The sequence below is a fragment of the Streptosporangium sp. H13245 genome (assembly GCF_055690525.1).
The window spans coordinates 1-14,431 of sequence record NZ_JBSZKT010000016.1 but is presented as its reverse complement, the minus strand read 5'-3'; the positions used below and the strand labels follow the sequence as shown (position 1 = coordinate 14,431).

The 14,431-nt window shown below is 71.5% G+C and carries 12 protein-coding genes and 1 tRNA gene; 6 read left to right on the top strand and 7 right to left on the bottom strand.

Features of this window, described 5'->3' with window-relative positions; translation table 11 throughout:
* Positions 1-45: 45 nt before the first annotated feature.
* The 4 genes from ACW9TB_RS22780 to ACW9TB_RS22765 all read right to left on the bottom strand — a co-directional run bounded on the left by ACW9TB_RS22780 (position 46) and on the right by ACW9TB_RS22765 (position 4,069).
* Positions 46-915 (bottom strand): SIS domain-containing protein, encoded by an 870-nt coding sequence (locus ACW9TB_RS22780; protein ID WP_472750066.1) that lies wholly within the window; start codon positions 913-915, stop codon positions 46-48.
* A gap of 137 nt (positions 916-1,052) precedes the next feature.
* On the bottom strand, positions 1,053-1,679 hold the full coding sequence (locus ACW9TB_RS22775) for a class I SAM-dependent methyltransferase (protein WP_472750065.1): 627 nt from the start codon (positions 1,677-1,679) through the stop codon (positions 1,053-1,055).
* A 234-nt stretch (positions 1,680-1,913) separates the two neighbouring features.
* A complete protein-coding gene (locus tag ACW9TB_RS22770) occupies positions 1,914-2,585 on the bottom strand; it encodes a response regulator (protein ID WP_472750064.1) in 672 nt (223 codons plus the stop codon).
* On the bottom strand, positions 2,582-4,069 hold the full coding sequence (locus ACW9TB_RS22765; protein ID WP_472750063.1) for a sensor histidine kinase: 1,488 nt from the start codon (positions 4,067-4,069) through the stop codon (positions 2,582-2,584). The genes ACW9TB_RS22770 and ACW9TB_RS22765 overlap by 4 nt, the downstream gene beginning before the upstream one ends.
* Before the next feature lie 155 nt (positions 4,070-4,224).
* On the opposite strand from ACW9TB_RS22765, the gene ACW9TB_RS22760 reads away from it, so the two are divergent.
* The 5 genes from ACW9TB_RS22760 to ACW9TB_RS22740 all read left to right on the top strand — a co-directional run bounded on the left by ACW9TB_RS22760 (position 4,225) and on the right by ACW9TB_RS22740 (position 9,045).
* A complete protein-coding gene (locus tag ACW9TB_RS22760; RefSeq protein WP_472750062.1) occupies positions 4,225-4,377 on the top strand; it encodes a hypothetical protein in 153 nt (50 codons plus the stop codon).
* A 34-nt stretch (positions 4,378-4,411) separates the two neighbouring features.
* Entirely contained in the window at positions 4,412-5,302 is an 891-nt protein-coding gene (locus tag ACW9TB_RS22755; RefSeq protein ID WP_472750061.1) for an ABC transporter ATP-binding protein, read from the top strand.
* Entirely contained in the window at positions 5,299-6,366 is a 1,068-nt protein-coding gene (locus ACW9TB_RS22750) for an ABC transporter permease (RefSeq protein WP_472750060.1), read from the top strand. The genes ACW9TB_RS22755 and ACW9TB_RS22750 overlap by 4 nt, the downstream gene beginning before the upstream one ends.
* A 95-nt stretch (positions 6,367-6,461) precedes the next feature.
* Positions 6,462-7,880, top strand: coding sequence for a S41 family peptidase (locus ACW9TB_RS22745; RefSeq protein ID WP_472750059.1), 1,419 nt, complete (start codon positions 6,462-6,464; stop codon positions 7,878-7,880).
* A gap of 10 nt (positions 7,881-7,890) precedes the next feature.
* Entirely contained in the window at positions 7,891-9,045 is a 1,155-nt protein-coding gene (locus ACW9TB_RS22740) for an alpha/beta hydrolase family protein (RefSeq protein ID WP_472750058.1), read from the top strand.
* 249 nt (positions 9,046-9,294) lie between these two features.
* Here the strand turns inward: ACW9TB_RS22740 and ACW9TB_RS22735 are convergent.
* Positions 9,295-9,366: transfer RNA gene (locus ACW9TB_RS22735), tRNA-Arg, on the bottom strand.
* 612 nt (positions 9,367-9,978) lie between these two features.
* Positions 9,979-11,016: a C40 family peptidase gene (locus tag ACW9TB_RS22730; RefSeq protein WP_472750057.1), complete on the bottom strand. Its 1,038-nt coding sequence runs from the start codon at positions 11,014-11,016 to the stop codon at positions 9,979-9,981.
* Positions 11,017-11,430: 414 nt separating this feature from the next.
* On the opposite strand from ACW9TB_RS22730, the gene ACW9TB_RS22725 reads away from it, so the two are divergent.
* Positions 11,431-11,811 carry a response regulator transcription factor gene (locus ACW9TB_RS22725; RefSeq protein WP_472750143.1) on the top strand — a complete coding sequence of 127 codons (381 nt, stop codon included), beginning with the start codon at positions 11,431-11,433 and terminating at the stop codon, positions 11,809-11,811.
* Between the two features lie 410 nt (positions 11,812-12,221).
* Here the strand turns inward: ACW9TB_RS22725 and ACW9TB_RS22720 are convergent.
* A partial coding sequence (locus tag ACW9TB_RS22720) for a helix-turn-helix transcriptional regulator (RefSeq protein WP_472750056.1) occupies positions 12,222-14,431 on the bottom strand: 2,210 nt, incomplete at its 5' end.

Sequence of the window (14,431 nt, the reverse complement as noted above, 5' to 3'; positions counted from 1 at the left end):
GACCGGCACCGAACGGGGCGTCCGGCGGGCCGGCGGCGGCCATGACTACTGGAGGATCACCGAGCGGGTCAGGTTGCGCGGGCTGTCCGGGTCGAGGCCGCGCGACCGTGCCAGCTCCACCGCGAGCCGCTGGGCCCGGATCAGGTCGGCCAGCGGGTCGAGGGTGGTGGCCGTGGTCAGGGCTCCGGTGCGGGCGACGTCGTCGAGCAGTCCCTCCTGGCCGCCGAAGAACCACACCAGGCTGTTCTCGTCGGCGATGCTGATCGGCCCGTGCCGGTACTCCATCGCGGGGTACGCCTCCGACCAGGCCAGCGCGGCCTCCCTGAGCTTCAGCGCCGCCTCCTGGGCCAGGCCGTTGGTCCAGCCGTCACCGAGGAACGTGAACTGCCGCCGCGAGATCGCCCCTTCGGGGAGCGGTGTGGTGAGCGCGGTCTCGGCCTGGGCCGCCAGGTCGGCGGGGGCCTCCCCGAGGTGCGCGCGGAGCAGGGCGAGCCCGCTGGTGGCGAACCGGGTCTGCACCACGGAGCGCTCGTCGGCGAACTCCAGCGCGACCACCGTCCCGGCCAGGCCGGTCACCGGGGTCGCGGGGTCGGCGGTGATGGCGACCGTCGGGACGTCACCTGCCGCGTCGAGGGCGCGCAGCACCTCCGTCGTGGTCCCGGACCTGGTGATCGCCACCAGCCGGTCGTAGCGGCGCGCGGGCAGCTCGGAGGCGGGAAACGCGTCGGTCTCCCCCTGCCCCGACCGCTCACGCAGGACCGCGTACGCCTGCGCCATGTACAGCGAGGTGCCGCAGCCGATCACGGCGACGCGCTCACCCGCCTCCGGCAGGCCCGCCGGGTTCGCCGCGCCGATCTCCAGCGCCTGCCGCCAGCACGCGGGCTGGCTGGCGATCTCCCGCAGGACGTACGTCACACACACCTCCCATAAATGCCTGTTTATCCTCGTAACATCCCATATTTGAGCATGTCCGGCTCATGGCCCCCGATCCATGACGGGCACGAACCCCGAACGGTCTTCCGGTACGCGGCCCACGGATGGACGGCGGCAGGTCACGGCCGGACGGCCAGCACCCGGAAGCTGACACCGCGCGTCATCCGGGACACCGACTCGATCCGGAAACCGGCCTGCTCTAGGAACGGCCGGGGGTCGCGAGTGAGATAGTCGGCTTCGAACCGCACGAACACCGGTTCCACCAGCCGCATCCCGGCCCGGATGATCGGGTTGCTCGACGGCCCGTGCTCGGCCAGCACGAACCGCCCGCCCGGCTTGAGCACGCGGTACGCCTCGCGCGCCGCGGCCACCGGGTCCGGGATGGTGCACATCGTGAACGTGGACAGCACGGTGTCCGCGAGGCCGTCGGGCAGCTCCAGGCGCTGCACATCGCCCTGCCGCAGCTCCACCCGCTCCCCCAGGCCGTCCCGCGCCACCCGCCGCCGCGCCAGCTCCAGCATCCGCTCGGACAGCTCGATCCCGATCACCTCGACGTCGGCGTCGTACAGCGGCAGGTTGAGCCCGGTACCGACCGCGATCTCCACCGTACGGCCGCGCGCCTGCCCGACGGCCCACTCCCGGCTCCCCGGGAACAGGCGCCGCTCCCAGATCCGCATCTGGTCGTCGTACCGATCAGCCATCCGGTCGAACACCCGCCGCACGTCGGCGTCCGTGGTAGCACGCATCGAGCAACCTTTCCGGAACTCCGCACCACTGTTTCACCGCTACCGAGGCGAACCGCACCCCGGGCGACGACCGCCCCCACCGTCATCCCGCCGAGACCCCGCCCGTCTCCCGTCGCGCTCCGCCCCGTCGGCCCGATGCCCGGTCCCCCTGTAACGAACCGGTCCCCGATACCGTTCCGGTGGAACCGTATCCACCTGTCCGGCCTGTCACGCGACGGCCCGAAGGACGTTCCGTCAGCCGGTGCCGCCGGGAGAGATCAGGCCGGTCTCGTAGGCGACCACCACGGCCTGGGCACGGTCGCGCAGGCCGAGCTTGGACAGGATGCGCGCGACGTGGGTCTTCACCGTGGCCACGCTGAGGGTCAGCCGGTCGGCGAGTTCGGCGTTGCTCAGTCCGGCGGCGAGCAGGCGCAGCACGTCCAGTTCGCGGGGTGTCAGCTGGGACAGATCACGGTGGAGGGCGGGCTTCACGGTGTCGCGGCGGGCGAAACGTTCGACCAGGCGACGGGTGATGGTGGGCGCGAGCAGGGCGTCGCCGGAGCGCACCAGGCGTACCGCGGCCACCAGGTGCTCGGGGGTGACGTCCTTGAGCAGGAACCCGCTCGCCCCCGCGGCGAGCGCGGCGTACACGTAGTGGTCGAGGTCGTAGGTGGTCAGGATCAGTACGCGGGTGTGCCCGGCGTCGCCCGCGAGGATCCGCCGGGTGGCTTCGAGGCCGTCCATCCGAGGCATCCGGATGTCCATGAGCACGACGTCGGGCCTCGTGCGGCGGACCGCCGCGACGGCCTCCTCCCCGTCGGCGGCCTCGGCCGCCACCTCGATGCCGTCGGCGGCGAGGATCATGCGGAATCCCGTGCGTACCAGTGCCTGGTCGTCGGCGATGACGGCGCGCAACCGCTCGGTCATGTCGTCCTCCACGGGACGCGGGCCTCGATCCGGAATCCGCCCCCGGCCGTCCGCCCGGCGTCCAGGGTCCCGCCGTAGACGGCGAGCCGCTCGCGCAACCCGATCAGCCCCCTGCCGTCGCCGGTCCGCGGCCCGGCGCTCCGCGCCCCGCCGGTGTCGGTCACCTCGATCTCCAGCCAGTCGCCGTCATGACCGATCGTCACGGACGCGGCGGCCCCGGCCGCGTGCTTGATCGTGTTGGTGAGCGCCTCCTGCACGACGCGGTAGGCGGCGAGGTCGACCCCGGGAGACAGCGGCCCCGGCGGCGACACCTCGGCGCTCACCGGCACTCCGGCGGCGCGGACCCGTTCCACCAGGGCGTCGAGCTGGTCGAGCCCGGGTTGGGGTTCCAGCCCGTCGGAGGGCCCGTCGAGACGCTCGCCGCCCGGACCGGCGAGCAGGCCCATGACGTTGCGCAGTTCGGCCATGGCGGCCCGGCCGCCGGACTCGATCGCGAGCAGGGCCTGTTTCGACTGCTCCGGCTCCGCGTCCATGACCTTGCGGGCCGCGCCGGCCTGAATCACCATCACGCTGACATTGTGGGTCACCACGTCGTGGAGCTCGGCCGCGATCCGGGAGCGTTCCTCCGCGACGGCCCTGCGCATGGCGTTCTCCTGCGCCTGTTGCAGCTCGGCGAGCCGGTGCCGGCTGGCTCCCAGCTGTCGCCGCCAGAAACGGACGAAGCTCCCGAAGACGCCGACGCTCAGCAGGACGACGAACGGCCCCATCCAGTTCGGCGGCGCGGGCGCGACGTCCCGGAAGGCGCCACCGGCGAGCCCGGCCGCGAACACGAGACCCCCCATCGCCAGGATTCGGTGACGGCTGTGGACGACGGCACCGTACGCGGCGACAGCGCAGGCCAGCACGGTGATCCAGGTCGCACCGTCGTGGGTGGCCCGCGCCGCCAGCAGCACCACCCAGAAGGTGACGAGGGGGTACCGGCGCCGCACCGCCAGCGGCAACGTCGTCAGCGCCACGAGGAAAGCGGACGGATTGCCTGCGGGGTTGCCCGGCAGGTTGCCCGACGGGGTGCCGGAGGACGGGAACGGGCCGTTGATCAGGGCACCGGAAGGTGGATGGCCGAGCGAGGAATCCGGCTTGTCCGGGAGATCAGGCATATCCGGAAGGTCCGGGCGATCAGGGAGGTCCGGCATCGACGGCAGAGACGAGTCGGCAGGCCGGAGCCGCAGGTACTCGATCACCTCGGGCTGATCCATGAGAGGACCGGTCACCGGATACCTCACCGAGACGGTCACCGCGATGACCGTCAGGACCAGCGCGATCACCGCGTCGGCGGCGAGTGCTCCACGAGACGGCCTCGGGGGCCCGTCGCTCCCCGGCCCCGGCGTGTTCCCGGCACCGCGCCGGTCCAGGTGGTCCTCATCCGACCGGCTGACCAGGTCGAGCACATGCCGCCACCACGGCGGTCGTTCACCGGTTTCCACCGGCACATTGTCACGCCTGCCCGTCCGTCCCGCATCGGCCGTTGTGACGGGGGCTCACGGTCCCGGGGACTACATCGCGGGGATGACGTGGCGGCCCTTCGTTCTCAGGAGGTACGCGATCTCGGCAGGACGGCCGACGCGCACCGGCAGGGGCAGTGCCTAGTTTCGTTCCCGCCATCACCCCGCTCCGGCGCCTCGACCCTCGCCTCGACTTCAGCTTCGGCTTCGGCTTCGGCTTCGGCTTCGGCTTCGGCTTCGGCTTCGGCTTCGGCTTCGGCTTCGACAAAGCGTCGGGGCGCCGTTCATGACCACCCTTCGGATCACTCCTCAGGAGGACATAGCGTGACCGCTGTCCTGGAAGCCCGGGCACTGGGCAGGAAGTACGGCAGGCGCTGGGCGCTGCGCGAATGCACCGTCGACATCCCGGCGGGCCACGTCGTGGGACTGGTGGGCCCCAACGGGGCCGGCAAGACCACGCTGCTGAAACTGGCCGGCGGCCAGCTGGAGCCCTCGGCGGGCGGCATCACCGTACTGGGCGGGCGGCCCGGGGGCACGCCCGCGCAGCTGGCCAAGGTCGGGTTCGTCGCCCAGGACACCCCCGTCTACGCGGGGCTGACCGTCGCCGAGCACCTGCGACTGGGCGCCCGGCTCAACCCGCGCTGGGACGCCGCCATGGCACGGGAACGCGTCGCACGGCTCGGCCTCGACCCCGCCCAGCGGGCGGGCAAGCTGTCGGGCGGCCAGCGCGCCCAGCTCGCCCTCACCCTGGGCCTGGCCAAACGACCCGAACTGCTGATCCTGGACGAGCCCGTCGCCGCACTCGACCCGCTGGCCCGCCGCGACTTCCTGCAGGGGCTGACGGAGGCCGCCGACGAGCATCGGCTGAGCGTGGTGCTCTCCTCCCACCTGGTCTCCGACCTGGAAAAGGTCTGCGACTACCTGATCGTCCTCGTCGACTCCCGCGTCCGGACGGCCGGGAAGGTCGACCGCTTACTGGCCGGCCACCACCGGCTCACCGGCCCGCGCCATGACCCCGGCCACCTCCCCGCCGACCAGCACGTCGTCTCCGCCCGCCACACCGACCGGCAGAGCACGTACGTGGTCCGCACCGACGCCCCGATCCACGCCCCCGGCTGGACGGCCGGCCGTCTCAGCCTGGAGGACCTCGTCCTGGCCTACATGGACAGCCGCCCCGCGGAGAACCGGCAGGCCGCCGTGGAGGTGCGGCGATGATCTGGCTCACCTGGCGCCAGTTCCGCGGCTCGGCCGCGATGATGGCCGCCGTCCTCGTGGTCCTCACCACCGTCCTGGCCCTGACCGGCCCGGATCTGGCCTCCGACTACGCCGCCGGAATCGCCGACTGCACCCCGGACGACACCTGCCTCGACTTCTTCGACCGGTTCTTCGGCGAGTACGACATCCCCTTCCTGGCCCTCACGCTCGTCGTGCTGCTCCTGCCGGCGCTGGTCGGGCTCTTCTGGGGGGCGCCGCTGATCACCCGGGAGCTGGAGGCGGGCACGCACCTGCTGGTGTGGAACCAGAGCATCACCCGTGGCCGCTGGCTGGCGGTCAAACTGGGGCTCACCGGCCTGGCGGCAGTGGCCGCGGCCTGCGTGTGCGGACTCGCGGTGACCTGGTGGTCCGACCCCCTGGACAGGTCGGCCGTACCGGAAATGGCGCAGATGGCTCCCGTGGTGTTCGGCGCGCGCGGCATCGCCCCCATGGGGTACGCGGCCTTCGCCTTCGTCCTCGGGGTGACCGTGGGCATGCTGGTACGCCGCACCCTGGCCGCCATGGCCCTCACCCTGGCCGTCTTCGTCGCGATCCAGCTCGCCATGCCGCTGCTCGTCCGGCCCCACCTGATGCCCCCGGTCGCCGGGACCTTCGAGCTCGGCCGGGAGAACATCGACGGCTTCGGCGCGCCGGGAGGCGGATCCCTGCAGATCTTCCTGAGGACGTCGGCCGTTCCCGGCCACCCGGGCGCCTGGGTCCTGTCCAGCAGGCTGGTCGATCTGTCCGGCCGTACGCTCTCCGGCGGAGACGGAAGCTCGGGCCCGTCGTCGACGATCGTGCGGGCCGTCCCGGTCTCCACGACGTCGGGCCCCTGCTCACCGCAGGGACTCCCCGCGGGAGGGTGCATGGCCGAGGTCAACCGGCTCGGTTACCGGCAGCAGGCGACCTACCAGCCCCTGGAACGCTTCTGGCCCTTCCAGTGGATCGAGACCGGCATCTACGCCCTGCTCACCGCCGCCCTCACCTGGTTCTGCTTCTGGTGGGTCCGAAGGCGCCTGTCATGACAGCGGCCAAGTCTCCGACAACTCCTGTTATGACCGCTACCAAGACGCCGTCCTCGACGACCGGCCGAACCAGCTCCACCCCGACAACCCCTGTTATGACCGCCACCAAGGCCATCGCCGCCGGGCTCGCCCTCCTGCTGGCGACGGCCTGCACCGCGCCCACACCACCACGCATCCAGGCAGGCACCGCCGACGCGACAGTCTGCGCCCGCCCCCAAGGACCACCCGCGGCCGAGACGGCCACCACGATCGACGTCATCGAACAGGCCTACCTCTGCATCCTGGGTACCTACTACAGCGGCGCCACCCTGGACGCCCGTTCACTGCTGCACGCCGGATTCGTCGCCCTGACCCAAGAACTCAACCGCAACGGCCACGACCTGCCCGAGGCGGCCATGCCCGCCCTGACCGGCAACCGCACCACCGACTGGAACGCCTTCGAAACCACCTACGAGAAAGTCACCGACCAGGTCCCCGGCCTGCGCGACCGGCTGGCCACCGTCACCCTCGAAGCCATCGTGGCCGCCCTCGAAGACAACCACGCCCGCTGGACGCACAACGTCGAACGCCACCCCGACCACTACGACGGCGACGGCTACGGCCTGGGCCTGACCGCGAACGTCACCGGCCCGCAGGCCGACACCAACCCCGGTACCGCCCTGCCCCCGCTGTTCATCACCACCGTCCAGGGCGGCGCCGCCGAGGCCGCCCGCCTACGCCCCGGTGACGTCATCGAAGCGGTCAACGGATCAGCGCCCTTCATCGACGGAAAACCCACCCCCGCGATCGCCGCCCTCTACCCGCAGTATCCCGACGCGCGCCCGGTACGGCTGCGGCTGCTGCGACAGGCCACCGGCCGCACCTGGAGCCTCACTCTCACCCCCGGCCTGTTCCAACGCGACCTGACCTCCCTGCGGGTGGTGCGGTCGGAGCTGCTGGACGACGACGTCGCCTATGTGCGGATGGCCGAATTCGCCCCTGACTCCGCCAACCGAGTCCTGCGAGCGATCACCCGGCTACGAAAGGGCCGAACCCTGTCTGGCGTCGTCCTGGACCTGCGCGGCAACGGCGGCGGCAGCCCCACCGAGGCGATCCGGCTGCTGAGCGCCTTCGTCCACGGCAAGAACACCGCCTACCAGTGCACCGTCGACGGCACCTGCCAGAGCATGCGAACCGACGACACCGTCGAACTGGTCAGCCTGCCGCTGATGGTGCTCACCGACCGAGGCTGCGCCTCAGCGTGTGAGCACTTCAGCTCCGCGATCAAAGACCTGAACGCCGGACAGCTGGTCGGCACCAGAACCGCCGGGATCATCTCCGGCCCGGCCGGCTCCTACCTGCTCGCCAACAACACCCTCCTGAGCTTCCCCGACAAACACCACCTGGGGCCCGGCCGGGAAGTGATCGACAAGATCGGCGTACCACCCGACCACCACGTCCCCCTCACCCCCGAGGACGCGGCCACCGGACACGACCCCGCGCTGGCCAAGGCCCTGACCTTGCTGCACAGGTGAAGGGACCTCCATGAGAAGACTTCTGATCCTCGTTGTGGGAATGGCCGTCCTGGCCACGTCCGCCTGCTCCGCGCCCGAGCCCCCCAGAGCCGACGCCCCGCGGGCCAAAACGCCCGGCCCCATCACCCTGCCCGCCCCCACCGGCCCCCACCCGGTCGGCACCACCACCCTGCACCTGACCGACACCTCCCGCCCCGATCCCTGGGACCCCGACATCGACGCCAGAGAACTCAAGGTCACCCTGTGGTATCCCACCGAACGGCGCGACGGGCAGCGGGCGCCCTACATGACGGCCAAGGAAGCGGAACTCCTCTTGAGAGGCTCCGGGATCTCGACCGCGCCGTACGACACGCTGAGCAGGACACGAACCAACGCCGTCGAGGACGCCGACCCCACCGGGCGCAAGCTTCCGCTGGTGGTGCTCTCCCCCGGCTTCACCAAGCCGATGAGCACCCTCACCTCCCTGGCCGAGGACCTGGCCAGCCGAGGCTACGTCGTGGCCGGAATCGACCACCCCCACGAAAGCTACGCCACCACCCTGGCCGACGGCCGGATCGCCGAATGCCTCGCCTGCGACAGCAACACCGACCCCGGTTTCGGCGCCGGGCTGGTTCAGGGCCGGGCGGCCGACGTCTCCTTCGTCCTCGACCGGCTGACCTCAGAATGGAAGCGTTCCTCCCTGATCGACCGCGAAAGGATCGCGATGGTAGGCCAGTCGATCGGCGGGGCCGCCGCCGTAGCGGCCATGGTCAGGGACCCGCGCATCCGCGCCGGAGTCGACATGGACGGCACCGGCTACGCCCGCATCCCCAAGAGCGGCCTCTCCCGGCCGTTCATGTTCCTGGGTTCGCAAGAGCACGTCCCGGGCGGCCCCGACAATTCGTGGGACCGCGACTGGAAACTGCTGACCGGGTGGAAGCGCTGGATCGTGCTGTCGGGCGCCGAACACCAATCCTTCACCGACATCCCGCTGGTGGCGGACGCCATCGGCCTCGAACCGCTGCCCGGCATGCTGCCCGCGGCCCGTGGCGCGGAGCTCACCCGCACCTACGTGGCGGCCTTCCTCGACCAGCACCTGAAGTCACGGCGACAACCCCTCCTGGACAAGCCGTCGTCACGCTATCCCGAGATCAAATTCTGCCTCACCACCTGCGGTCGCCCCTGAGACCCCGCGCATCCTGAACTGCCCGAGAATGTTTTGGAGACCCCCGGAGAGACAGGAACGCGGCGGCTACCAGCACACCGAGGGAAACGACGAGTTGTCGGATGCCGTGGCGCGAAGACACACCCTTACCAAGGACGGAACGGGGTGGCGTGGCTACCAGGGATCGCACGGAGTGGCGTGGCACGCCCGGAACGCGGAAGGACCCGCGTTTCCGCGGGTCCCAGCGCATCCTGCGATGCTGATCGAGTGTGCCCCCTGCAAGATTCGAACTTGCGCTCCCGGCTCCGGAGGCCGGTGCTCTATCCCCTGAGCTAAGGGGGCCAACGCGTGATTACATTACCAGCATCCTGAGGGAAACCGACACTCGGTTAGGGAAGCGAGTGATCTCCAGAGCAGGGGCGAGGGCAGCGGGGAAGCCGAGGGTAAGGGGCCGTTGGGACGGCCGGGCATTGGCGGGGCACACGGGCTCACGCCGCGCGGGACGAAACGCCACCGGACGTGACCAAAACGGCAGCGGGTAGAGCGGCTCCGCACGAGGTAGGGCCAGACGGGACGGGATGGGGCAGTCCAGCGAGGGCTAGGGACAAGTGCAAGAGCGGGTCAAGGCGGGACGGGGTGGGGCAGCGGGGCAGCGCGAGTCAGCGCGAGGTGGGGACAGGTCAGCAGGAGCTGGGGACCGGGCGAGCCAAAGCGGGGTGGAGTGGGTTAGCGGCCTCAGGGCGAGTCAGCGTGGAGTAGGGCAGATCAGCAGAGGCAGAGGGCCGGGCGAGTTAAGGCGGGGTGGGGTGGTTTAGCGGGGAGGGGTGGTTTAGCCGGGAGGGGTGGTTTAGCCGGGAGGGGTGGTTTAGCCGGGAGGGCGAAGCAGGTTAGCGGGGGGTGAGAAGTGGGGCAGGTCAGCGGGGGTAGGGCGAGTCAGCCACGGAGTGGGGCGAGTCAGCGCGGGGTGGGGCGGACGGCGCCTCGGTAGCGGGAGAGGTAGTAGGGCGAGGTGGCGAAGTCGGTCGTCCTGACGACGTCGCCGGTTTTGGGAGCGTGGACCATGACACCGTCTTTGACGTAGACGCCCACGTGGGTGGGGTCTCCGGTGCTTCCGCCGAAGAAGACCAGGTCTCCCGGACGAAGTTGGGAGAAGGGCACCCTCCGGCCCTGCCTGAACTGGGTGCCGGTGTAGTGGGTGAGGCTGGTCCCGGCCTTGGCCCAGGCGTGCAGGGCGAGCCCCGAGCAGTCGAAGCCCCCGCCGGTCGGGCCCGCACTCGAACCGCCACCCCATACGTACGGCCTGCCGACCTGGCGGAGTGCCGTGGCGGCCGCGATCCGGCCCCGCAGGGCCAGGAGGCCTTCGCGCGAGGACGCCGCCTTCCCCCGTGAGGATGCCCCTCGCCCGCCGGAGGGGGCCTTCCCTCGGGAGGGCGCCGCCCTTGGGCTGAGGGGCGCTTTCCGCCCCTCGGAGGGGCGCTGCGACCGATTGGCACCCACCCGCGAGGACTTCGGCCCGGAGGAGGATCGGGGATCTCCCCGCTCCGCCGTGGAGGGCGAGCTGAACCACACATCCGGGGCGTTCGAGGGATCCACCGGCCTTCCCGCCTCCGGGCCGGAGGGGTCGAACTCCCGCCCAACGCCCGCTTCCGGGAACCCCGGCGGCCATTCGCCGACCAGCTCCGGGACCGGCTCGGTGATCGGGATCGGCTCCGGGAGCGAAGCCGAGAACGGGAAGGAGTCCCGCGAGGACGTCGATCGGCCGCCGCCCGCGTCCGGAGAGAACAGGGACCACGGCTCGCAGGCGGTGGCGAGGGCCGCGCGAATCTCCCTCGGCAGCCAGTGAGGGGTCTCGTCCGGCGGGGCGGCCGGGGAGGGGGAGAGAAGGCGGGCCCAGGCGTCGCAAGCTTCCGGGGAGAGGCGGGGCGCGGGGAACGGGGAGCTTCCCGCGAGGGCCGCCGAGAGGATGGTGACGGTGACGAGTGTCGTGATCACGCACGCCCTCCTTGGGCTCGATAAAGGATCGAGGCCCCAGGATCAGCGGGATGAGGTGATCACCAACAAGCCGAACCGGATTCTGTGAATAACTCCGTGGACGACACCGCCTTGTGGACAGTGGCTGCCCCCGGGGGACAGCAGGTGACACCGCTCTGGGGACAGTGGATGGCATCATCCCGGGGACGGCGGGTGACACCAGCCTGGGGGCAACCGTGAGTACTCACACTCGGTAAGAGGCTCGGCAGCTGTTTCCCGTCTGTCCGGCGGCGTGTCCACGGAGCCCCGGGATTCCGGGCGTAAGCGGGGAAACATCTGTCGCCCCCGGATAGCTGTGCGTACACATCCTCGAAAACCCGCGCGGGGGCGGGGGAGAGGAGTTAGCCTCACGCCGTGGGAGAGGTTCTGGGCAGGGTGTTGGTAGTGGATGACGACGACGTCATCCGGCAGCTCATCGCGGTCAACCTGACCCTGGAGGGGTTCCAGGTGGATACGGCCTCCGACGGGCAGGACTGCCTGGACCGGGTGCTGGACGTGATGCCCGACGTCATCACGCTGGACGTCATGATGCCCCGGCTGGACGGCTGGATGACGGCCACCAGGCTGCGCAACGACGAAGGGACCAGCCACATCAAGGTGGTCCTGATCACCGCGCGGGCGCAGGAGGACGACAAGCGGCGGGGCCTGGGGATCGGGGTCGACGCCTATCTCACGAAACCCTTCGATCCGGCCGAGCTGATCCAGGTCGTCCGGGAGCTGGCCCTGACCGCGCGCAGCGGCCGGAGCCAGGCCTGACCACGAGGCGATCGGAGCCTGCCGTCGGGGCGGGCCACATCGTCAACCGTGACTCTCGCGGGGATCAGAGGCTCCAACGAGGCCGTGCGGCCAAGCGTCCCAGTGCAGGCCGCCCCGGAGCGGCTCAGAGCAGGCCCTCTCAGGGCATCCCCGTGCAGGCCGTCCCAAAGTGTCCCGAAGCAAGTCGCCCCAAAGCAGCTCAGAGCAGGTCGTCCCGGGGTGCATCAGTGCAAATCGTTCCGGTGCAAGCCGCCCCAAATCAGCTCAGAGCAGATCATCCCGAGCGTCCCAGTACAGGCCGTCCCCGAGCGTCTTAGTGCAACACCCCAAGGCAACTCAGAGCGGCCCTCCCGGAGTGTCCCAGTGCAAGCCGCCCCAAAGCGTCCCAGTGCAGGCCGCCCCGGAGCGGCTCAGAGCAGCCCGTCCCGGTGGGCTACGGCGGCGGCCTGGGTGCGGGAGGAGACGCCTAGTTTGCCCAGGATGTTGGAGACGTGCACGCTCACCGTCTTCTGCGCGATGAACAGCCGCTCGCCGATCTCCCGGTTGGGCAGGCCCTCGGCCACCAGGGCGAGCACCTCCTGCTCACGGGCGGTGAGGGCGGGCGACGGCTCGGAGGTGGGCACGGCCGACGGCGCGGAGGTGAAGCGCGCCCTGCGCCCCAGCTCCGCCAGGGCCGTGCCGAGCGGCCGGGCGCCCAGTGACTCGGCGGCCTCGACGGCGAGCTTCCACTCCTTCAGGGCGTCGGCACGGTCGCCCTCGGCGAGCAGCGCCTCGGCCAGCCGCCACCGCGAGCGCGCGACCTCGTAGACGAATCCGAAGTCGAAGGCCGCGACCACCGCTCGCCACGCCGCGACGTCGAGGCGGCCGTGCGCGCGGTGCCATTCGGCCTCGGCCCTGGCGAGCCAGGCCAGCCCCTCGGGACCGAGCGGGCCGCGCCGGACGGAGCCGGGGCCGACGGTGGCGGGCACCCTGGCCCGCTCCAGGTACGCGTCGGCCTCTGCGGCGCGTCCCAGGTCCGTCAGCGCCCACAGGGCGGTGGTACTGATCCGGATCGCGGCGGGGTCGTTGGGAGGCAGGGCGTCGAGCCCCTCGCGGGCGTGTTCGAGCGCGGTCTCGGGGTCGCCGTGCCACAGGGCGTGCTCGGCGGCCAGGCCTCGGCTCATGGCGATGATCGTGCTGTCGGCGTTCCAGAAGGACTTCAGCCAGGACAGGCGGTCCTCGACGACGGGCAGCCCCCTGGCCACCTCGACGAAGAGCGCGAAGGACGACAGGACCGCCTCCGGCGGGGTGCCGACGCGGACGGCGAACCCGGCGGCGACCTTCTCCGCCAGGTCCCACTCCCCCGCGACGTAGTGGATCAGGAGGCGCAGGAAGCGCAGGTCGGTGCCGTAGGTGCTCCAGTTGAGGCCGCTCTCGTGCGCCAGCCGCAGCCCCCGGTCGGTGGTGGCCGCCGCCTCGGCGAGGTCGCCGCTCTCGTACTGGACGCGAGCGTAGGTGAAGATGGCCCGCAGGTCGACGGCGAGGTTGCCCGAGCTCTCGGAGTTCGCGCAGGCGAGCAGCTCCTTGGCCCCGGAGATGTCGTCGGCGAGCGCGGCGAGGGCGGCGAGGGTGATCAGCGCGCTGGTCTCCGCGTCGGCGGCGCCGCTCGCGCGGGCCGTCTCCAGGGCGCGGCGGGCCAGGGCCTCGACCTCGTCGTGCCGCTCGGTCCAGTAGAGCGAGCGGGCGTAGGTCGCGAGCGCGCGGGCGAGCACCGGCCCCTCCGGCGCCGCCTCGACGGCCGCGTACGCGGCGGCGATCGAGCCCTCGACGTCCTCGGCGTCGATCAGGTAGTACGACAGCCGCTCGTTGATCTCGGCGGAGGGCGGGAGGCTCCGCAGCTGGGAGATCGCCCGGTGGTTGTCGCCGCTGTCGGCCGCCGCGACGGCGCTGCGCCCGGCGAGGGCGACGTGGCCGATCCCGGCCAGCCGCTCGGCGTCGGGAACGCGGTCCCAGAGCCCGAGCGCCCGGTCGAAGTGGCGGTGCGCCTCGGCGGGGGCCCCGAGCCGCTCGGCCCTCCGCCCGGCCTCCACGGACGCGGCCAGCGCCCCGGGCAGGTCGTGGCCCGCCAGGTAGTGGTGGGCGAGCTCGGCCGCCGACCCCCCTCGGATGGTCAGCAGGCGGGCGAACTCGGCATGCATCCTGGTCCGCTCGCCGGGCAGCAGGTCGTTGTAGACGACCTCCTGGAGGAGCGCATGCCGGAAGGCGTAGCCGTACTCCCCGTCGGGCCGGAGCAGGCCACGCGAGACGATCTCCCGCATGCCCTCCTCGAAGGCGAGGTCGTCGAGACCGGAGGCCTGCTGGAGCAGGTCGTGGTCGGCCCGGCGGCCCGCGACGGCCGCGCCGCCGAGCACCCGCTGCGCGGGGTCGGAGAGCAGCTCCGCCCGGGAGAGCAGCAGGCTGGCCAGGCCGTCGGGCACCGATGAGCCCCCGGCGGCGGCGTCCAGCAGCTCCTGGGCGTAGAACGGGTTGCCCTCGGCCCGGTCGATGACCTTCCGCATCACACCGGCGTCGGTACCGCCGAGCGCGGCCAGGTAGTCGGTCATCTCGTGGCGGTCGAGGGGGACCAGCTCCACCGGTGTCA

What these genes read in the sequence shown, in the direction of transcription:
- ACW9TB_RS22745 (WP_472750059.1), top strand. Translation starts at nt 6,462, where the DNA reads ATGACCGCCACCAAGGCCATCGCCGCCGGGCTCGCCCTCCTGCTGGCG.
- ACW9TB_RS22775 (WP_472750065.1), bottom strand. Translation starts at nt 1,679, where the DNA reads ATGCGTGCTACCACGGACGCCGACGTGCGGCGGGTGTTCGACCGGATG.
- ACW9TB_RS22750 (WP_472750060.1), top strand. Translation starts at nt 5,299, where the DNA reads ATGATCTGGCTCACCTGGCGCCAGTTCCGCGGCTCGGCCGCGATGATG.
- ACW9TB_RS22740 (WP_472750058.1), top strand. Translation starts at nt 7,891, where the DNA reads ATGAGAAGACTTCTGATCCTCGTTGTGGGAATGGCCGTCCTGGCCACG.
- ACW9TB_RS22770 (WP_472750064.1), bottom strand. Translation starts at nt 2,585, where the DNA reads ATGACCGAGCGGTTGCGCGCCGTCATCGCCGACGACCAGGCACTGGTA.